Source organism: Haloarcula sp. Atlit-120R (assembly GCF_003665885.1).
GTDB classification, from domain to species: Archaea; Halobacteriota; Halobacteria; order Halobacteriales; family Haloarculaceae; genus Haloarcula; species Haloarcula taiwanensis.
In genome coordinates, this window is sequence record NZ_QPLN01000003.1 from 299,308 (window position 1) to 318,906 (window position 19,599).

The window sequence follows — 19,599 nt, forward strand, 5'->3', positions numbered from 1 at the left end:
CACCGAAATCGCCGACTCTGTGTCCTGCGGTCTCGCCTCCACCAACGGCGAAATCGCGTTCCTGACGAGTGACCGCGAACGCGACAGCGGCTTCGATAGTACGCGCTGTACGCATCCTATAATGGCGCGGGCGTCAGACCCAATCGACGACGCCCAAGCGGCGGCCACTTCGCTCGGCCGCTACACCGACACCGAGGATGGGAGACCACGGCTGGCAGAGCCGGCGAAATATGTACCGCACAGTTCACTGAACCGAGATGTATTGGTCCCAGTGTCGCCCGCTGTCCGTGTTGGTATAACTATTCTTTAAGTAATCGACATCTCTTAACATATGACAGGATAGGTAGATTACATGGCCCCGCATCGACGCCACCACCTTGCTCTCCTCTGTCTGGTCTGTACGTCGCTCCTCTGTATCGCTGTGCCTGCTGGCGCAGCACCGCCGCCGAGGCCGCTATGTGACGCCTGCGGTGACTCGTTTGCATCAACAGCCGAGTCACACGGTATTTCGGTCGCAGTCACTCACAGCAACGCCACCGTCACCGTCCACAACAACGGAACCGCAACGTGGGTCGTCCACAACCGCCTGTCTGGCACAGAGGCGGCTGCACGTCTCCGGACAAACGAGAGTCTCCGAACCGCTATCGCCGACAGAGCGATGTGGGATACCGAACTTCTGGGCGCGAACGTTTCTGGCGATGGCGTCATAACGCTGCGCTACCGCGAGCCTGACTTCGCCGAGCAGTCCGTCGGCGGGGCGGTCCGAACGGGTGAGTTTACCGAGGCCTACGGGTATCGAAACCTCGATGGCCTCGGTGCTGACCGACTCGTCGTCGTTGCACCCGACGGGATGCGAGTCGAGCGGCCCATCGACGGTGCAACCGTCTCAGACGACGGACAGCGGATGACACTGACCGAACTCAACGATGGACGTATCGTGACCTTTGTCCCCCGTGAGACGGCTGTCGGGCCGCTGTTGAGTCTCCTTGCGCTCGGAGCACTTCTCGGTCCCGTGATGGCGGTGAAGGCACTCGCATACATCACCCTCCCCACAGCGGTATTTACCCTCTTGATTGGCGCTGCCGCCGGGGGTGTTGCCTGGCTTGACTGGGAGTTCAAAGGAGTACGGGACTCCGTCGGCATTGTATTCGCCGGTGTCGGCGCGCTATCGGCTTCCCTGTCGCTTCTCGGAGCGATAGGCGTGTTACGGCTGGGCGGCACAGCAGCACCGCTGTTCGGCGGTGGCACTGCACTGTTCGTCTGTGGAATAGCCCTGTCACGGCGACGTATCCGTGAGCAGACGAGCTATCGGACGGTCGTCGTCGGCACAGTAGTCGGCGCAGGCATCGCGCTGGGAGCGACGATAGCGGCGGCTCCGATGGTCGTCAGTGACGGTTCCACGCCCCCGGTGACAACGCTGCTGGTTCTTGGACCCGCGTTTGTCCTTTTCCCGGCCGGATACGCAGTCGGCCATGGGAACCGTCGGTTAGCAGTGAAGACGGCCGCTATCGGGTTCGTGCTGTCGATGCTACCGGTTCTCCCGGTACTCCCTGCGCCGTATGGACTGGGCGTGCTTTTCATCCCCGTTGTCACGGCCAGTGCCGCTGCCGTTGTGATCGCCGGTCTCCCGATATTCCTCGCTGGAGTCTCGCTCGGTGTTCCGCAAACGTCCCGCTGACCGGTGGAACACATCGGTCAATTGAACTGGTGGCGCTCTCAGGGGAGTGGATTCGGCAGAGGGCAACGGCACTAGCACCAGCGACTGTAACTGGACTGCACCTCTCGGCGTTCTCCCCGGGACTGCATAGCTCCACAGAGTATGAGTGCACTCGCGGCGAGTCCAGCGGTCCCACTAGCAACACCGAATCCGCCACCTATCTCAAACAGTGGAACCAGCGGTCTGAAAAGCAACGGTGAAACCCACACGTCCCGCACTTTGGCGGCCGCCATTTCCATAGTTTCGATTCCGGATGTGCTGGACGTAACCCGTGCTGCTTGAATCTGTGCCATTGAGACAATGTGTCAGATTGTGATCCAACGACTCCCGTCATCAAGTAGCCACTCTTATAAGCGTAGCTGGTAGAGTTATAGTATAGGCGGCCACCGCGGTGGGGTTGCCTCCCGTACCCATCCCGAACACGGAAGATAAGCCCACCAGCGTTCCGGGGAGTACTGGAGTGCGCGAGCCTCTGGGAAATCCGGTTCGCCGCCACCATTCATACCGCTTCTTACGTTCCGAGGAGCGACGACGTTGCTGTAGCTCAGCCTCGGAGTTATCGCGCACTCACAGACAGATTCCCTGGTGCATCTCGAAGTATTTACAGCCGAATCGTTGCCCTGTCGCTGTCGATGCTAAGAACAGCGAACAATCCGTCATCCGCCAGGGGTCAACAGTCGCTCGATTAAAGCGACACCACGCCCAGTTCGAACACTGAGAGGTAAATCTGCCCGCCGCCGGCGAGTATCATCACGACGGCTGCGATCTGGTGTATCCGTTGCAGGTACTTGCCAAAAGTGCGCCAGATGCCGATGCCAACGCCTGCAAGGAGTGTCACGCCGACAAGCGGAAGCGCGACCCCGAGCGCGTATGCCGCTAGAACGAGAGCGCTCACGTGAACTGGCAGTGCAAGCGCCTGGGTGACTACGCCGAAGAACAGCGGCACGACACAGCCGGCTGCGGCGATTGCATACACAGCCCCAAACACGCCGAATCCAGTTACTGACGCTGGTCGCTGTGGCAGCGGGACGTGGAGTTCGGGCTCGCGGTTCAGGAGCATCGCAACGCCGAACACGGCCAGAGCGAGTCCGATCACCGGTTCGAGTATCGGGAGTGCGTTCTTTAGTGGCTGCCCGAGAGCGAGGACGAGCAGCGCAACGAGGGTGAGCGCGACAAAGGCTCCGCCAGCAGCGGCAGTTGCGGGTGGCAGCATACCGACATTCCCGTCACTTTCGCGCATGTAATATCCGACGTACCCCGGGAGAAGCGGGAACGCACACGGGGCGAAGAACGTCCCGACGCCGGCGCTCGCGGCGAACACGAGTGTCCCGAGTACAGCAACGCCAGCCATCTTACACCAGCGCGTCAAGTTCGTCTCGAAGCGTTTTTTCATCGGCAAGCCCGCTGTGACCGAACTGGACGATACCGTTCTCGTCGACAATCGCGATGTACGGAAGTCCGTCCGCCCCGAACGCCGCCAGCAGTTCGCTTCCGGGGTCCAGTCCGACAGTCCAGGCACCGCCGTTGCGATTCCACCATTCGCTGATGTCTGCCCTCGTCAGATTTTCACTCGGCCGTTCGTTCGTCACTGAGACGAATGACACGTCGGCGTACTCAGGTCGGATCGCGTCGAGAATCTTGAGCTGGTCGTCACAGGGCGCACACCACGTGGCGAACAGGTCGACCACTGTGACGGTTCCCGGCGTCGGCACGCGTGTCTCGCCTGCTGACGAGCCGCGTGCACCGAGGGTTTCCACACGGACCGGAAGCTGTTTCGCGTGCCGCGGCTGGATACCCGACAGGCCATTCTGGGCAACCCAGAGACTCCCGCCAGAGAGGCCGAGCCCGGTTATCGCCGCGACGACCTGCCGACGGTTCACGCGTTTCTCACCGTCTTCAGGTCGGCAATAATACTCTCTACGTCCGGTGACTTCGAGCGATACGCACGCTCGACGAACCCATCAGCGTTGACCAGTAGGGTCAGGGCTGTGTGCGTGAACATGTACATATCCATGTCCTTGGGTGTAGTCCGCTGGAACATGACTCCGAACTGGTCCTGTATGATAGCCTTGGCTCGCTGCTTCGACGCTGGTCGAAGGAACTGCCAGTTCTCGCTATCAACGTTGACGTTCATCTTGTCAGCATACGCCGCGAGTCGTTTTGCGGTATCACGGACGGGGTCGAATGTCATCGGGAGGAACGTGACCGAATCCGCATAGCCGTTGTTCTGTGCGTGGCTCTGGATGTTTCGCTGCGTCGAGATGAGAACTGGACACACAGTCTGGCAGTGGCTGTAAAAAAACGTGAGGAGAGTCGGCGTTTCAATGTCTCGCAACGGGACCTTGCGTGCCTCGGTCGGTGTGGCGACACGTACGTCCGGGATTTGCTCACCCCAGGCGGGATACGGAACGTCGCTGCTCTCGAACTCCCGGTCGGGCTCTTCGAGGACGACATCTGGGTTCGAATCGCCGAAGCGACTACCGCCAAGACACCCGGGGACTCCGACAATTGTTCCAACCGCACCCGTCGACTTGAGAACCGTCCGTCGGCGCATACACGGTGCTTGTGCCCTCGAATATTTGGAGAATCTGGTGTGACTCTCGTAAACAGCCGTTCGCCGGCGTTCGTGTGAACTCTGGCTGTGAGTGTGTAGCAATGCTACAGAGTTCCCAGTCTGCGGCTGTTTTCAGCTCCGGCTGAGTTCATATAATCCTGCGTGCTTAATAGGTCAGGACACTACCAATCTGCTGCGTGATGGGGTGGGTGAGATTATCAACAATCATGGGATATCCACATCTAATATAACCAAAACTAACTGGACGGCTGATTGAATTTTTATTTGTCTTATGTACACTTATATCACTGTTCTCTACTGATATGTGGTTGTCTATCGGAACTACGTATTTGGATACTGTTGACTCTCGTCTGAAACTGTACGTTCTAAATATCAATCGTCCGAACACTTATGTGTAATCTATCCGATACTGTAGCCGTAATGCCAGAAACGAAGTTCGAGGTAGATGTCGACAGTGCGCCAGATGAACAGCCGGGCGCGAATCCGTTCAATCGGTGGCACCCGGATATCCCGGCGGTCGTCGAAGCGGACCCCGGCGAGAGCATGCGACTCGAGGCCCTAGACTGGACCGGCGGACAGATAACGGACAATGACGACGCCAACGAGGTCCGTGACGTGGACCTCTCGCAGGTCCACTATCTCGCGGGTCCCGTCCACGTAAACGGTGCCGAGCCGGGCGACCTGCTGAAAGTCGAGTTCCACGACATGGGGCCGCTCAACGACCGCTCGGAGTTCGGTTTCACTGGGACGTTCTCCCAGCAGAACGGCGGCGGCTTCCTGACCGACCACTTCCCCAAGGCGGCAAAGTCCATCTGGGACATCGACGGCTACACGGTATCATCGCGCCACATCCCCGATGTCGAATACGAGGGGAAGATTCATCCCGGCCTCGCAGGCTGTGCACCCAGCGAGGAACTGCTTGAAGCGTGGAACGAACGCGAGCAGGAACTCATCGACAAACACGCCGAGGACCCCGAGTCGATCCCGAACCATCCGACCGGTGAGGAAGAGCCCGGCGTGGCGAACCCGCCAACGCCCGACGGCGCGCTCATGGGCGAGATGAACCCCGATGATGCCGAGGAGGCGGCGGAGGTCGCGGCCCGAACCGTTCCGCCCCGGGAACACGGCGGGAACCACGACATCAAGGACCTCTCCATCGGCTCGACGGTGTACTTCCCAGTCTACGTCGATGGCGCGAAGTTCGGCATCGGCGACTTCCACGCCTCGCAGGGCGACGGCGAGATATCCTTCTGTGGCGCTATCGAGATGGCCGCCTACGTCGATCTCGAATTCGACCTCGTGAAAGACGGGATGGAGAAGTTCGGCGTCGACCACCCCATCTTCGAGCCGGGCCATCGCGGACCGAACTTCGAGGACTACGTCACCTTCTGTGGCTACTCAGTCACGGAGGACGGCGAGCAGAAGTACATCGACTCCCACACCGCCTACCGGCGGGCCTGTCTTCAGGCCATCGACTACCTCAAGCAGTTCGGCTACACCGGCCAGCAGGCCCTGCACATCCTCGGCACCGTCCCCGTCGAGGGCCGCCAGAGCGGCGTCGTGGACGTGCCAAACGCCTGCTCGACGCTGGCGCTCCCGACGGGCGCGTTCGAGTTCGACGCGTCCCCAGAGGGTATCGAACACAATAGCGCTGACCGCGGTGACATCTGTGTCACTGACGACCCACTGCAATGAGGGACCCAGACAGCTCCCGCTGTCGACACTGATGTTGGGAGAGACGACTGACGACGGTACTGACGAGCCAGACCCCGCACTGACCGCCGCAGGTAAACTCGCTGACACAATCCGAACGACACTCGGGCCCAGCGGGCTGGACAAGATGGTCGTCGGCGAAAACGGGACGGTCATCGTCACGAACGACGGGTCGAAAATCATCGAGTGGATAGATATCACGCATCCCGTCGGTCGGCTGGTCGAACAGGCCGCGACTGCACAGGACAGTGCTGTCGGGGACGGGACGACGACAACAGTTGTGCTGGTCGGCGCACTGCTTGAGGAGGCTGCAGCGCTTCGTTCGGACGGACTTCATCCAACGACAATCATCGACGGCTACGTCAGGGCTGCCGAGACCGCTCTTGACCATCTTGAGCAATACGAACGTAGCGTGTACAGTCGGCACGATGACCGACTGGCACAGATTGCGAAGACCGCCGTCACGGGACGATGGGACGACACTTCGACCGAGCGGTTCGGCGAACTGGCCCTCAGTGCGTTGCAGGCGGTCGAGTTCGACACATCGCGGCTCACGCTCAAGTCCTACCCCGGCGGCGAACTCCGTGAGTCCGTCTGTCTCGACGGGGTGGTGGTCGACCTAGAGACATCATCGACATCTCTCGAAGCCCTCAGTCACCCGAGCATCCAAACGCACGACGAGCCGACTATCGGGATGGTCGACGCCGAAATTGGCATCGAGGAACCGAACCACATCGAGTCAGTGGAGCTGCAAGACACGACACAGCGGAGCGCCTTTCAGGCTCACGAACAGGACCGGAGGACAGAACTCATAGCGCAGGTGGTGCAGTCAGGTGCGACCGTCCTGTTCTGTCAGAAATCCATCGACGAAGCGGTCAGGACCGCGCTCGTCCAGCGAGGCGTGCTCCCCGTCGAGCGAACTCGACGAGACGAGTTTGATGTCATTGCCCGAGCGACAGGGAGCACGCCAGTGATGGCCGTCGACGAGCTTACTGCGGACACCACTGGCACTGTTGCGTCGGTCACGGAGCGTACGGTCGGGACCTCCCAGACGCTCACGCTACAGGGCTGTCCCGAAGAACAACGCGCAACACTACTGCTCCGTGGCGGTACGCCACACGTTGCAGACGAGGTCCGCCGCATCGCGGCAGACTGTATCGATGTCACCCGCGTCACACTCGACGATGGCGCGTTCGTGCCGGGTGGAGGTGCAGTGCCGACCGCGCTGGCAATGGACCTCGCCGCTCTGTCCAGTGGTATACCGGACCGAACACAGCTCGTCTTCGAAGGGTTCGGAACCGCACTGGAAGCCATCCCACGGACGCTGGCCACAAACGCGGGCACGGACCCACTGAACACACTGACAGGCATAAAGCAACGACACGACGCCGGCGCAGAGGCGATCGGTGTCGGCTCCGATGGTTATCCCCGGGATATGATTGCAGCAGGTGTTCTGGAACCATCAACGGTATTCACGAGTGCACTGCAGCGGGCAGTCGCTGTCGTGACACAGATCCTCCGGGTCGACGACATTGTGCGGACTACCGAAGACGGGCGCAGCACCACTAATGAACACGACCACACCCACGCAGCGAGAGGTGGCTATCCGTGGGCAGTGGGGCACTGAGAGCATGACAGGAGTACAGGCACACAACTAGCCAGCCGATTGGAGGCTGAAGCAGGGTAATTTATCCGTCTTTATCCGCTGAGGCGCGTTCACGCTGGACGATGAACACCGGCCCGAGAAACCGGTTGGCGACCTGCTTGGCTGGCATCCCGAACACAAACGTCGTCAGGGATGGGTCGGTTTCCCCCATCACGACCGTGTCAAACGAATTGGCCACGTCTACAATTGCGTCAAGGGGGTCCCGACCGCGGTCGATTCGCGTCTCGATAGTCGACGGCTCCATCCCGAACTCCACCAGACGGTCCGTGATTCCACCGAGGAGCGTCCGAACATCGTCGTCCGTCGTGTCTGCAGCCGCAACGTGATACAACGTCACGTCAGCATCCATCGCTCCGAACACACTCGCGACGACGCGGGCAAGCCGGTCGACCCCCACGGCCCCGCGGACCGGGACCAGCACGTCATTGACTGGTCCCGTGGCGTTCGGAACGAGAACGGCCATGCAGTCGTGCTCGGCAATCATGCGGTCGATGGTTTTCTGGCCGTCGTGAGTGAACACCAGCCGACGTTCGACGGTGGCCCCGGCGCTCTCGAATATCTCCTCGTATTCATCGAGTCGTTCTGTGGCCCGGTCTTCGAACTGCAGCCGCGCCTGTCCGGGCGCAGTCTGCTCCGGGATGACGTGATACCCCAACAGGACGACGTGCGAATGGGCGAGCAGTTCGGGGACGCCCTCCGGGACCGATTCTCCCGCAAGAACGCGAATCGGGACGAGTATCGATTGTCGGTCCGTCATACTCAGAGATCTCCCTTTAGCGTCACGTCCCCAGCGTAATAACGGTACCAGAGGTACGAGGTGAGCATGACCACGATGCCGATGCCGATTGACGCGGGCTGCATAAAGGCGATCAGTCCGAAACTCGCGAGCGCACCTACGGCCGGAACCACCGGATAGGCCGGCACTCGATAGCTGGGCGAGTACCAATCGGGATTGCGACGGCGCAACACGATCAGCGCAACGCACATCAGCCCGTACATGATCAAATGGAGGAACGAAGCGACTTCCGCGAGGAGTTCGACCCGGCCAGTCCCGACAAGGACCAGTATCGGTCCGCCAGCAGCGAGCAACGCGACGTGTGGTGTGCCGTACCTGAGGTTGACCTTGCTCGCCTTTCTGGGGAGCAATGCATCGCGGCTCAGCGCGTAGACTGCCCGCGAAGCACTGAGAATCGACGCGTTCGCGCTGGAAAACGTCGCCAGCAGTCCGGCACCCAGTATCGCGACCGCCCCGGGCAACCCGAGGAAGTCACGGGCGACTTCGACCATCGCTGTCTCCCCGAACTCCCCCAGACGTTCCGCGCCGAACGAGCTGGTCGCAACGAAAATCGTGACAACGTAAAACACAGTGACGATCAGGACTGAGCCCACCATCGCCAGTGGGAGATTCCGACCCGGCTGTTTGATTTCGCCCGCGACAGTGGCGACCTGAGCGAACCCCAGATACGACGTGAACACGAGCGCAGCGGTCGTCAACACCGGGAAGTACCCTCTGGAGAAGAACTGCTCCGGAACGGTGCCGCCACCGAACACGCCCACGGCGTCAAGGACACCGTAGGAGAGAAACACTGTAAGCACCGCGAGGAGGACCCCCACTACCATGTTCTGGAGCTTTGCCGTATTTTCCGTGCCACCGATACTCAGTGCCGTCAGTACAGCCCCAAACAGCAGCCCGATACCGATGACCGGGTCAGCCGGGAGCGCAATATTGAGTTCAGCGAACACGGCGCTCGCGTAGTGACCAAGTCCGACCAGATAGAACGCCGAGGCGAACATCAGCCCGAGCCACAGTCCGAGACCCACTATCGCGCCATACGCCGTCCCCATACTCCGTGAGATGAAGTAGTACCCGCCACCGCTCCGTGGCATCGCGGTGGCGAGTTCGGAGGTCGGAAGCGCCACGAGCAGCGCGATCAGCCCACCGATTGCGAATGAGAGCGTCGCTGCCAGTCCAGCGTTGGCGGCCGCTAGCCCTGGAAAAACGAAGATACCGGCCCCGATCATCGTCCCGATCCCGATTGCCAGCCCGCCGATAAGCCCGATAGTCCGTTCGAGTTCCACATCGTCGTCGTGGAGGATTGCGTCGTCGGTGACGGCTTCTGGCTCTGCGGCGGGTGCCTCACCGGCGACGTTCTCGCCCCCTGGGCCGACATCAACAGGCTGTTCAGGCATGTGACAGAATATTCCCACCGATCTGATAAAACCGCCGGCAGGATGCATGGCCGACTCGCAGGCGATAGCGTCACGAAAAATCCGTTCCCACAGGACTCCGTACGCAAGGAAGCCTGTAGTAATAATTGAAACGATTTACACACTGATCGCACTGCCATCGTGCGATCAGATGTGTGTTGATTTTCAATGGCTACCATAGCCATGTGTCCGAGAGCGGCTGCTGGCACAGTGAACTCCATCTTTCCGCGAACTTCCCCTCATACTTTTGATGTTTCCCGCCATACATCGACAGGTGGTAGCAATTCAGCCGGAGCTAGACGGGCGTACTGCTCTCGTGACAGGGTCTGCAAAGCGGGTCGGTCGTGAGATGCTCCTTGAGTTAGCGGCCGCCGGTGCCGATGTCGCCGTGCACTACCGGACGAGCGAAGAGGCAGCGGCGGAGACAGCAGCCACCGCACGGAATCACGGCGTCGAGGCAACCACGGTAGAAGGCGACGTAACGGAGCCCGACGCCGTTGATTCGCTGTTCTCGGACTGTGAGTCGGAACTAGGTGATGTCGATATCTTGGTCAACGCAGTAGGTCCGCTCCCGCAGGGGCGGTGGGACGAGCTGTCCCTCGATGAGTGGCGAACCGCCGTTGCGGGGTGTCTATTCTCGACGTATCTGTGTTCGCAGCGAGCGCTCCCATCAATGCGCGCAGCCGGCTGGGGACGGATTATCAACTTCGGCGTGGCAGATGCCCGTGATGACAGGGCAGTCCCGATGAACTTCCCGTACTTCGCAGCAAAGAAGGCAGTCCTGCAGTTCACGCGAACAGTGGCATATGATACGCAGGACGACGGGATTACGGTCAACGCCGTGTCGCCATTCGCGGTCGAGAACACTGTCGTGGATGTCTCGGAGTTCCCGCGTGGGCGGGCGGCCACGTTTGAGGATGTCGCGGCACCGATTCTGTTCTTCTGTAGTGATGCGGCTGCGTACATTTCCGGCCAGAACGTGGCCGTCGACGGTGGTCGACTACAGGAAGCGTGACCGGGTAGACACCAATCGGTGTCCCCTCATAGCATATATTGGTGCGGCGAGAGTCCGGCAATCGCTACAGTCCCGACCGGTCGTCGCAGGAGTTCCGAAATCAAGCGCTGTCAGCGGCTTCTGGCTCATCGCTATCTTGCCGGGCGAGCACGATGCCGGCGATGAAACACACAGCACCCAGCCCGTACAAGCCATAGCTCAGTGGTGCCGAAACGAGGAACCCGGCGACTATCAGTACTCCGAACGCGGCATGCAGAATCGCAGTCTGATTCACAGCCAGTGTAGCGGGTTCAGAAGCAAAAATGGCGCGATCCGGGACTCGCTAACCGGGTGTAATGGATGAGCGTTCGGTTCGGGGTATGAGACGGTAACGGGCCATACCAGTTATCACCGACACACCCGATTCAGGCGGGGCGGAGTCGCACGATAGGTGCGTCCGGTGCGTCAATTGCCGCGAGAATGTATCCGGTATCTGGCTCGACTGCGACATCGCGGATTCGCCACCCTCGGTCGGCAAGGAGCGGCGTCGCTTCCTCGACCGTTCGCCCAGTAACAGTGAACCGGGCGAGGTACTGCGACGCCAGCCCACTGACGAGCAGGTCGCCGGTCCACTCGGAGAAGGCATCGCCGGTGTAGAAAGTCGTGCCGCTGGGCGGGAACCCACCTGACCCACACTCCCACGAATACACCGGGGCAATAACATCGTCACGCTCCGCGTGGCTCACGCCGATTGGCTCGCCGCTGCCGTAGGTACAGCCCTCGTCGGCGACCGGCCAGCCGTAGTTGCCGCCCCGTTCGACGATGTTGATTTCGTCGCCGTCCTGTTCGCCGAACTCGGCCTGCCAGATAGCGCCGGTGTCGGGATGCACGGTCATTCCCTGTGCGTTGCGGTGGCCGTAGCTGAATATCGAATCGACTGCCTCCGGGTCGGCAGTGAACGGGTTCGCATTGGGAATCCCGCCCGAAGGCGTCAGGCGAAGCGTCGTCCCGAGTTCGTTCGTCCGGTCCTGTGCGACGTGGTCGGGCCCGAAGTTCTTGAACTGTCTGTCGCCGACAGTCAGGTACACCAGTCCGTCAGGGCCGAACACGACGCGGGACCCGAAATGGCCGTCAGAGTCGACAAACGGCTCTGCGACGTGCAGTTGTTCGAATTCCTCGAACTGGCCAGCAGCAACATTCAGGCGACCACGGCCCAGATGCGTGGCCGACTGACCGCTGTCGTTGGCTTTCGAATATGTCAAATACACCCACGACGGGTTCGGAAAGTCGGGATGGAGCGCCGTATCCAGCATCCCGCCCTGTCCGCGTGCATACACCGACGGTGCGTTATTGACCGGTGTGACTGTACCGTCCGCCGGGTTGACCAGCACCACGCGACCAACGCGCTCTGTGACCACCAGCCGTGAGCCGTCAGGCAGCGGCGTGACGCTCCATGGCGATTCGAGTCCGTCGGCGACGGTCTCGACAGCCACACCAGTCGCCTCCATGTCTCTCTGTCCGGAGTCCGTCGTTGTCGCGCCGTCACCTTGCTGGTCGTTACTGGCGGCACTACAGCCAGTCACTGTTCCCGCGACCGTAAGCCCGCTCGCAGCAAGGAATGTCCGTCTGTCCATCGTGGTCACGACTACGGTCTCAGTACTGTTAACTGCGGTCCTGATTGGCCCACGGGGAAAATGACTCGCTCAACAGCCAGTACTCACGGTACGCCTCTGGCTATCCTGGGCCTGTCACGGCGAAGTGTCTTTTACCCGCCCGCGGCTACGTGTCACTGATGGACCGCCACGATGCGCCGGCGAGAGACAGAGAGCGTCTCCCGGCGGAACCGCTCTCGCCGCTTGCGACGCGGGTCGACAAGCTGCTTGCACTGTATCGATACGAACTCACCCCCGCTATCGATGCAATCAATGCTGCCGTTGCCGGCTACGGTGGCATGTTCGACCCGGAAACATCCGCTGCCGAGATACGGACTGTAGTCGACGACCTCCTCGAATCCGACCCACCTTCGACACAGCGGGAGGCGGCCAGTGCCGCCGTGTCACAGGTCGTCCTCTATGTGGACGGCAGCGCGCACAGTAACGGGCCGGCGGGTGCCGGTGCCGTGATTCAGGCGGACGAGACGCCGATTGCCCGGCTCGGCCGACCGGTCGGTTCCCGGACGAACAACAACGTCGCCGAATACGCCGCACTCCACCTCGGACTGCAGGCGCTGGCTACGCGGTGTAACCCCGATTCCGTCGAGATACGCATCGATTCGATGACCGTCATCAACCATATCTGGGGCAACAGCGAAAGCACAGTGAAAGCGACTCCGTACAGCACCGCAATCACTGACCACCTGTCGGCACTGCCTGCCCACGAGTGGACGCATCTGGCTGACAGTGATCCGAATCCGGCTGATGCACAGGCGACAGTCGGGGCCGACATCGCGGCCCTCGGCCCCGGATGAGAGAGGTGCCAGCGAGCCTGTCGTTGCGTCACTCAGGGCGTGACTCGACAGCGGTAAATTGCCGCGCCGGTCGCCGCCGTTCTGCTGTTTTTATTGCTTGAGCACGTACGCTGTGGTAATGTATACTGACGGGCAGTACGATTACGATGTGGCCGTGGTCGGCGGTGGCCCGGCCGGGCTGACGAGCGCGCTATACACCACCCGACTGGGGATGGACACAATTGTTATCAACCGCGGTGGGGGCCGCGCTGCAATGATGACCGACACGCACAACGTCATTGGCGTCACCGAGGACGTTTCGGGCAACGAGTTCCTGGAGACGGCCCGCGAGCAGGTCCAGGACTACGGCGGCACCTACCAGCGGGGCTTTGTCGAGTCGGTAGACGCACTCGCTGAGGAGGACGGTTTCACCGTGACGACGAGCGACGACGAACTGGTGGTCAAGCGCGTCGTGCTGGCGACCGGGTTCGCCGACGAGCGGCCGGACCCGCCGCTGCCACGGACCGGGAAGGGACTGCACTGGTGTCTCCACTGTGACGCGTTCATGTTCGTCGGCGAACCGGTGTTCGTCATGGGCACCGGCGAGTCCGCGGCTCACGTCGCGATGATTATGCTGAACTACACCGACGACGTGGACATCCTGACTCGTGGCGAGGAACCCGAGTGGAGCGACGAGACGCAGACGATGCTCGACAATCATCCGGTCGAGATCGTTGAGACGGAGCTGTCCGGGAAGCAAACTGACGACAACGGCTGGCTATCGGCCTACGAATTCGAAGACGGAAGCGTTCGAGAGTACAAGGGTGGCTTCCCGATGCTGGGGTCGGACTACCACGCGGAGCTGGCCGATGAACTGGGGCTCGAGAGAAACGATGACGGGACGGTCGCTGTCGACGACCACGGCGCAACCAGTGTTTCCGGGGTCTACGCCGTCGGCGACCTGACGCCGGGCCACAACCAGATCCCGGTCGCAATGGGCGAGGGGGCGGATGCGGGGATCGCTATCCACAAAGACCTCAGGAAGTACCCGCGTTCAGCCGACGACATCGAGTCAGCGGGCGCAGTCGAAGAGACAGAGGTGCCTGCCGTCTCCGAGGACCTGTTCGCGACGGCGCTGGCCCACGAGGGCCACGCCGCCGGGCCACGCTCGGAGAAACCGCCGGGGGCCCGCGCTGACGACGACTGACGCTCCGGAGAACACCGCAATCAAATACGGCGAGGCAACGGAGTAGCAGGTCCGGACCCTATTCGTCGTCGGTTTCGTGCTGTCGATAGGATTCAAGCAAGTCGTCGAGGAGCAAGCAGCGAGGGTCAGTAACGGGGTAGGCAGTGTCGATGTACTCCTCTGCCGTCTCGATGTCGCCGCGAATCGCGAACTGGCGGACGCGCGCTGCGTTCTCGTAGAAGTTCTCGTTGATCTCCGGCGACATCTCGGCCCGACTGGAAACCGGCTGGTGCTGGAAGACCTCTTTCTGGAGTTCGTCGAAATCAACCATCTCGGGTTCGTAGTCCTCGATCTCCGAAAGGACGTACTCGACGGCGAAGCGCTGAAACTCGGACTTGTTCGAGAAGACACCCTCTTCGACCATCTCCTCGACGCAGTCCATCACCGCTTCGGGGAACCGGACCGTTGACTTGACCACGTATTACTCATCAGACTGTCGACCCATATAAAATATACCCCCGCGGGGGTCTGGGACACTGTCTGTTGATTATTTATTCGTCGCCTATTTGACGATAAAACCCCGTCGAACAGTATGAGTAGCGGTGACGGTTGCTGACGCGGGAAGAACTGAACCACGTGCTCACTGGTACGCAACCAGTCCCGCCGGGTGGCGTGGACGCACCCGGTTCTGGACGGCGAGCCGATGCCACGGACGCGTCGATACGGCTCACCAGTACGACAGTAAGAATCCCGATTACAGAACATACTTTTGCCGTGGCTACCTTCTAAAGCCTGACAATGGGTCGGCCAAACGTGTTACTCGTCGTTCTCGACTGCGTACGCGCGGCGAACACCTCGCTGTTGGGTCATCGACGCAGGACCACGCCCTTCCTCGAAGAGTTCGCTCGTGAGGCGACGGTGTACACGCAGGCACGGACGACCGCGAGCTGGTCGCTGCCGGCCCATACGAGCCTGTTCACCGGCGTGCCGTCCGAGGGCCACACACTCCGGATAACCGAACGGCTGGAACCCGGCCAGACCATCTTCGATTTCCTCCACGACGAAGGCTACGAGACCGGTGTCTTCACCGAGAACCCGTATCTCACGGTTCATCCGTCCGGACTCAGCGACAGTTTCGAGACCGTCGTTACAGAGCGCCCTGATTCGACAGACGTTGACGACCCGTCCGAAACCCGCAACGGTGTCGACGGGTTCTGGTACGCTGACAGGCTGACGGAGTGGACTGAGGAACAACCGGAGCCCTGGGCTGCGTGTCTGAATCTGATGGATGCGCACATGCCGTACGCGACGCGCGACGGCTACGACGAGTGGGGCACGGAGTTTTACTGGGCAGTGCACGACGAACTCCCCATCAAGTGGGAGTGGAGCGTCTACGGGGAGCAACTCCCGGCGGGGGTCGGACAGCTGCTTGAACCGCTGTACGACGGAGCGATTCGACAGACCGACGCCATTCTGGAGCAGGTCGTCGGTGATCTAGAGGCGCGTGGCGTTCTGGACGATACGCTCGTCGTCATCACGTCGGACCACGGCGATGGGTTCGGAGAACCGCCACAGGCAGCAACTGAGCCACCGGCCGTTATGCACGGCATGGGCACACAGGAGGAACTGTTTCACGTCCCACTGGTCGTCAGCGGACCGGGGCAGACAGAGGGGCGTCGAATCGAGTCTCTGGCGACGCTGGCGCGGTTTCCCGACGCCGTGCTGGCTGCCTTCGACGGCGAAGCGGACGACTCCGGCTTGTTCGTCGCACCCAACGGGCAGACGACTGCATATCAGGCACCACCGACCGGGCAGACAGCGGAGTACGCAGAACAGTACACTGACGAACCGGACCGCTTCCGACAGTCTGCGTCGCTCGTGTATCAAGACGGCCCCGGCGACACCGTCTACAAGCGCGCAGCGTGGGGGGATGACGAGTACGAAGCAGTCGTGCGTGGTCGGCGGTCCGAGCCCAGCGACGGGACCCCTATCGACAGCCCGCCGGCCGACGTTGTCGCTGACTCCGCAGACCACAGTGAGACACTCGACATCACCGAACTCGCTGCCGGGGAAGACGAAATGGCCGAATACGACGTCGATGGCTTTGACGACATAGACGTCAAGTCACGGTTGGAGCGACTCGGCTATCTGTGACTGGGTGCAAACGGGACCGGGCCGAACAACAGCACCAGCGCTCGCGATACTGCGACTGTAGTTCGGACGTCTGGATAGAATCGAAAGGGATGTTTGTGACAACTTGATTTGTACGAACGATGTATAGCGATATTCTCGTTCCAACGGATGGAAGTGCGTCAATGAAACAGGTACTGGAACACACAGTAGATATTGCCGACGGACGGGATGTTACCGTCCACGCGCTGTATGTCATCGACGACCGGGCGTTCCTGTCGATGGCCGACGAGATGCAGGACGAAGTGCTGGAGAACATGCGAGCGGAGGGCGAGGCGGCCACATCGGCCGTCCGAGAGACGCTGGAACAGGACGGAATCGAAGTCTCGACAGCGATTCAGCGGGGCAAACCAGCGGACCGCATTGTGTCGTATGTTGCGGACGCCGACATTGACCTGATCACGATGGGAACGCAGGCAGACGAATACGAAAAGAATATGCTCGGGAGCACAGCACAGAAGGTCGTCACAAAGTCGTCCGTGCCAGTCCTGACCGTTGACGTCTCCGAGTCAGAGTAAGCGCACGTTTCGTCGGTGACCACAGACGGTGGTAGTTGGTGCAGACGGAAACTGGAAAGTTGGGTCAACTCTGGTTACTGTGCCTGAGCAGCGTCAGTTCTGACGCTGAACGACCCGACCAGCGTTTCGAGCTGTTGGGCCTGCTCAGACAGCGACTCCATCCGGTCGCTCACTTCGGTGATAGCGGCAGTTTGTTCTTCGACCGTCGCGGACACGGATTCCGTTTCATCCGCAGACTCGACACTGATCTCCGCCACCTCATCGATCATCGACACAACACCCTCACTGGTCGCCGCCTGGCTATCAGTCGTGTCACTGATTTCCTGGACACCGGTATCGGTTTCCGCCGCGTTCTCAGCAACCCGCTCGAACGCGGTAACGGACCGCTCGACGGCTTCGATCTCTTTTTCGACCAGCTCACTCGCCCGTTCGACCTGACCGACAACAGTGCCGGTCTGGTCCTGGATGTTTTCGATTCGGGTTCGAATATCGCCTGCAGATTCCTGTGTCTCGTCGGCCAGTGTCTTGACCTCATCAGCCACAACAGCGAAGCCGTCGCCTGCATCTCCTGTGCCGGAGTTCCCCGCGCGGGCCGCTTCGATGTTCGCGTTCAGCGCCAGCATGTTCGTCTGTTCCGCAATGTCGGAGATGAAGTCCACTATTGTCGCGATCTCTGTCATCTGGTCGTCGAGTTCGGTCACTGTTTTCACCGTTTCATCGATCGAGGCCTTGACGTCTTGGGCATCAGTTAACGTGTCTTCGGCGAGCGACTGCCCATCAGTCGCGATTGTTGCGGTCTCGGTAGAGGTCTGTGCGACTTCATCAGCCGATGCGGCAATCTCTTCGACCGCCGCTGAAAAGTTCGAGACCTCGGCGCTCGCCTCTTCGACCATTCCCCGCTGTTCATCAGCGCCGGCAGCTATCTGTTGGATAGAACCGCTTACACCATCGCTCGCCGTTGCGACCTCCTGCAGTGCTGAATCAGACTCCGTGACCTGCCTATCGACGGCAGCTGCGAACGACTGAATCTCGCCGAGCGTCGCTTCGAGTTCGTCCGCCATGCCGTTGAACGCGATGCCGATTTCAGCCATCGACTCGTTCATACTGTCTGCATCGACGCGCGTTGTGAAGTCGCCGTCTGCTACTTCTTCCATCGCATCCTTGTACGTCTGGGCCTTCAGTTCGAGATGGCTGTTGAGCGCAGCGACCTCTTCACGCTCCTGCTCAGCTTCGTCTCTGAGGCGTTGCGCTTCCTCGCGCTGCTGTTCGATTTCGGCCCGCTCTTCTTCGAGGTTATCGATCTTGTTGGCCCGTTTGCGGGCGCGCTCAATCTCCGTCTGTGCCTTCTGTCGAGACTTCTCGATGGAACTCAGGTGAATCGTCAGCGCGAGAGCCAGCATTGCGGCGAACCCACCGTGGACAGCGCCCCAGGCGATGGGGTTCAGTTGCGCTGCCGTGTGGTTGTAGACCGACGTAGGGTCGATGATGCCGAAGATGATGTGACTCGCGACGACGTACGCGATGCCAATGCCGAACGGAATCCAGTCTTCATAGACCGCGGCGATCCCGATTGCGATGAAGAAGTGGAAGTGCGCCTCAATGTACCCGCCGCTGAAGTGCACGAGCGTACCGGTACAGAACGCGAGGGCTGTGACCGCGAGCACGGTTCGCACTCGGCGGCTGAGTTGTGGAAGAGCGGCAGCGAAAGCAAATCCAGCGATGATTCCGATCTGAAGCAACACCCGTCCGGTCGGCACAGCGGGGATGGTTGCGCCGATGATCGGACTCTGCGTCGTCTCGACAAGTCCCAGCGCCAGCAGGAACGGAATGTGCGCAAGAACTGTGAGAACGAAATACTTGTGGCGGCGCTGCCACGTCTCGTCGGGAATTGAACTCCCATCCGGGATGGTCGAGAGAAAACCACCATCGCCGCCGGCGGTGCCCTGCTCCCCGATGTTCCCAATGCTTGTCAAGTTACCATTAGCCATGCCCTCAGAAAACGCTCAGAAATTATAGTACTATGTATGAGATTATCAAATTTGATGGTCTCACCCCGGATAGCGTACAGACACTCACTATTGTTGGTTAGTATATGTAGATCATGAGAGACTACTTGCTGATCATTTGCTAACCAATCCGTAACCGAAAAGTTCCGTGCATTCGTCGTTGTAATCGTTATGTCCACGACGTTGGCCGTTGAAGGAATGAGTTGCGGTCACTGTGAGCAGGCCGTCGAAGAGGCTATCGAAGCGCTCGCTGGAGTGGAAGGCGCTGACGCCGACAGCGACGCCGAACAGGTGTCTGTCGACGGCGATATCAGCACAGAGCAACTCATCGCCGCTGTGGAGGACGCGGGGTACGACGCAAAGGTCTGAGGCAGTGCCGT

The 19,599-nt window shown here is 60.6% G+C and carries 18 protein-coding genes and 1 rRNA gene; 10 read left to right on the top strand and 9 right to left on the bottom strand.

Annotated features, from left to right (window positions below):
• The first annotated feature begins 352 nt into the window (after positions 1-352).
• Together DVK01_RS13180 and rrf are read left to right on the top strand one after the other, a co-directional pair.
• Positions 353-1,678, top strand: coding sequence for a hypothetical protein (locus DVK01_RS13180; protein WP_101351837.1), 1,326 nt, complete (start codon positions 353-355; stop codon positions 1,676-1,678).
• A 414-nt stretch (positions 1,679-2,092) separates the two neighbouring features.
• A 5S ribosomal RNA gene (gene rrf, locus DVK01_RS13185) occupies positions 2,093-2,215 on the top strand.
• Between the two features lie 187 nt (positions 2,216-2,402).
• Here the strand turns inward: rrf and DVK01_RS13190 are convergent.
• The 3 genes from DVK01_RS13190 to DVK01_RS13200 are packed head-to-tail and all read right to left on the bottom strand — an operon-like array spanning position 2,403 to position 4,271.
• Positions 2,403-3,068: a cytochrome c biogenesis CcdA family protein gene (locus DVK01_RS13190; protein ID WP_101351838.1), complete on the bottom strand. Its 666-nt coding sequence runs from the start codon at positions 3,066-3,068 to the stop codon at positions 2,403-2,405.
• 1 nt (position 3,069) lies between these two features.
• Positions 3,070-3,597 carry a TlpA disulfide reductase family protein gene (locus tag DVK01_RS13195; protein ID WP_121512747.1) on the bottom strand — a complete coding sequence of 176 codons (528 nt, stop codon included), beginning with the start codon at positions 3,595-3,597 and terminating at the stop codon, positions 3,070-3,072.
• The gene (locus tag DVK01_RS13200; RefSeq protein WP_121537081.1) at positions 3,594-4,271 is read right to left on the bottom strand and encodes an SCO family protein; all 678 of its coding nucleotides are present in this window, start codon (positions 4,269-4,271) and stop codon (positions 3,594-3,596) included. Before DVK01_RS13200 ends, DVK01_RS13195 begins: the two co-directional genes overlap by 4 nt.
• A gap of 441 nt (positions 4,272-4,712) precedes the next feature.
• Here DVK01_RS13200 and fmdA point away from each other — a divergent pair, with 441 nt between their 5' ends.
• Both fmdA and DVK01_RS13210 read left to right on the top strand, forming a co-directional pair.
• A complete protein-coding gene (gene fmdA / locus DVK01_RS13205) occupies positions 4,713-5,987 on the top strand; it encodes a formamidase (RefSeq protein ID WP_121512746.1) in 1,275 nt (424 codons plus the stop codon).
• Positions 5,962-7,632, top strand: coding sequence for a TCP-1/cpn60 chaperonin family protein (locus DVK01_RS13210; RefSeq protein ID WP_233560797.1), 1,671 nt, complete (start codon positions 5,962-5,964; stop codon positions 7,630-7,632). The genes fmdA and DVK01_RS13210 overlap by 26 nt, the downstream gene beginning before the upstream one ends.
• A gap of 61 nt (positions 7,633-7,693) precedes the next feature.
• Here the strand turns inward: DVK01_RS13210 and DVK01_RS13215 are convergent, their stop codons facing one another.
• Together DVK01_RS13215 and DVK01_RS13220 are read right to left on the bottom strand one after the other, a co-directional pair.
• On the bottom strand, positions 7,694-8,428 hold the full coding sequence (locus tag DVK01_RS13215) for a universal stress protein (RefSeq protein WP_121512744.1): 735 nt from the start codon (positions 8,426-8,428) through the stop codon (positions 7,694-7,696).
• Positions 8,429-8,430: 2 nt separating this feature from the next.
• Positions 8,431-9,861 (bottom strand): APC family permease, encoded by a 1,431-nt coding sequence (locus tag DVK01_RS13220; protein ID WP_101351844.1) that lies wholly within the window; start codon positions 9,859-9,861, stop codon positions 8,431-8,433.
• A 334-nt stretch (positions 9,862-10,195) separates the two neighbouring features.
• On the opposite strand from DVK01_RS13220, the gene DVK01_RS13225 reads away from it, so the two are divergent.
• Positions 10,196-10,894: an SDR family NAD(P)-dependent oxidoreductase gene (locus DVK01_RS13225; RefSeq protein ID WP_255410219.1), complete on the top strand. Its 699-nt coding sequence runs from the start codon at positions 10,196-10,198 to the stop codon at positions 10,892-10,894.
• A 100-nt stretch (positions 10,895-10,994) separates the two neighbouring features.
• Here DVK01_RS13225 and DVK01_RS22270 read toward each other — a convergent pair whose 3' ends face one another.
• Positions 10,995-11,168 (bottom strand): hypothetical protein, encoded by a 174-nt coding sequence (locus DVK01_RS22270; RefSeq protein ID WP_199722341.1) that lies wholly within the window; start codon positions 11,166-11,168, stop codon positions 10,995-10,997.
• Positions 11,169-11,298: 130 nt separating this feature from the next.
• Positions 11,299-12,507 (bottom strand): PQQ-dependent sugar dehydrogenase, encoded by a 1,209-nt coding sequence (locus tag DVK01_RS13230; protein ID WP_101351846.1) that lies wholly within the window; start codon positions 12,505-12,507, stop codon positions 11,299-11,301.
• Positions 12,508-12,665: 158 nt separating this feature from the next.
• Here DVK01_RS13230 and DVK01_RS13235 point away from each other — a divergent pair, with 158 nt between their 5' ends.
• Both DVK01_RS13235 and DVK01_RS13240 read left to right on the top strand, forming a co-directional pair.
• Positions 12,666-13,340 (top strand): ribonuclease HI family protein, encoded by a 675-nt coding sequence (locus tag DVK01_RS13235; RefSeq protein ID WP_121512742.1) that lies wholly within the window; start codon positions 12,666-12,668, stop codon positions 13,338-13,340.
• 118 nt (positions 13,341-13,458) lie between these two features.
• Positions 13,459-14,526 (top strand): NAD(P)/FAD-dependent oxidoreductase, encoded by a 1,068-nt coding sequence (locus DVK01_RS13240; protein WP_121537085.1) that lies wholly within the window; start codon positions 13,459-13,461, stop codon positions 14,524-14,526.
• Positions 14,527-14,584: 58 nt separating this feature from the next.
• Here DVK01_RS13240 and DVK01_RS13245 read toward each other — a convergent pair whose 3' ends face one another.
• Positions 14,585-14,983 carry a transcriptional regulator gene (locus DVK01_RS13245; RefSeq protein WP_101351849.1) on the bottom strand — a complete coding sequence of 133 codons (399 nt, stop codon included), beginning with the start codon at positions 14,981-14,983 and terminating at the stop codon, positions 14,585-14,587.
• Between the two features lie 320 nt (positions 14,984-15,303).
• Between DVK01_RS13245 and DVK01_RS13250 the strand changes: the two genes are divergently transcribed.
• Positions 15,304-16,659 (top strand): sulfatase, encoded by a 1,356-nt coding sequence (locus DVK01_RS13250; RefSeq protein ID WP_121537087.1) that lies wholly within the window; start codon positions 15,304-15,306, stop codon positions 16,657-16,659.
• Between the two features lie 119 nt (positions 16,660-16,778).
• Complete coding sequence (locus DVK01_RS13255) at positions 16,779-17,213, top strand: universal stress protein (RefSeq protein ID WP_101351851.1); 435 nt, start codon at positions 16,779-16,781, stop codon at positions 17,211-17,213.
• A 74-nt stretch (positions 17,214-17,287) separates the two neighbouring features.
• Here the strand turns inward: DVK01_RS13255 and DVK01_RS13260 are convergent, their stop codons facing one another.
• Complete coding sequence (locus DVK01_RS13260; RefSeq protein ID WP_101351852.1) at positions 17,288-19,201, bottom strand: methyl-accepting chemotaxis protein; 1,914 nt, start codon at positions 19,199-19,201, stop codon at positions 17,288-17,290.
• A 189-nt stretch (positions 19,202-19,390) separates the two neighbouring features.
• Here DVK01_RS13260 and DVK01_RS13265 point away from each other — a divergent pair, with 189 nt between their 5' ends.
• Positions 19,391-19,588 carry a heavy-metal-associated domain-containing protein gene (locus DVK01_RS13265; protein WP_101351853.1) on the top strand — a complete coding sequence of 66 codons (198 nt, stop codon included), beginning with the start codon at positions 19,391-19,393 and terminating at the stop codon, positions 19,586-19,588.
• Positions 19,589-19,599 lie beyond the last annotated feature (11 nt).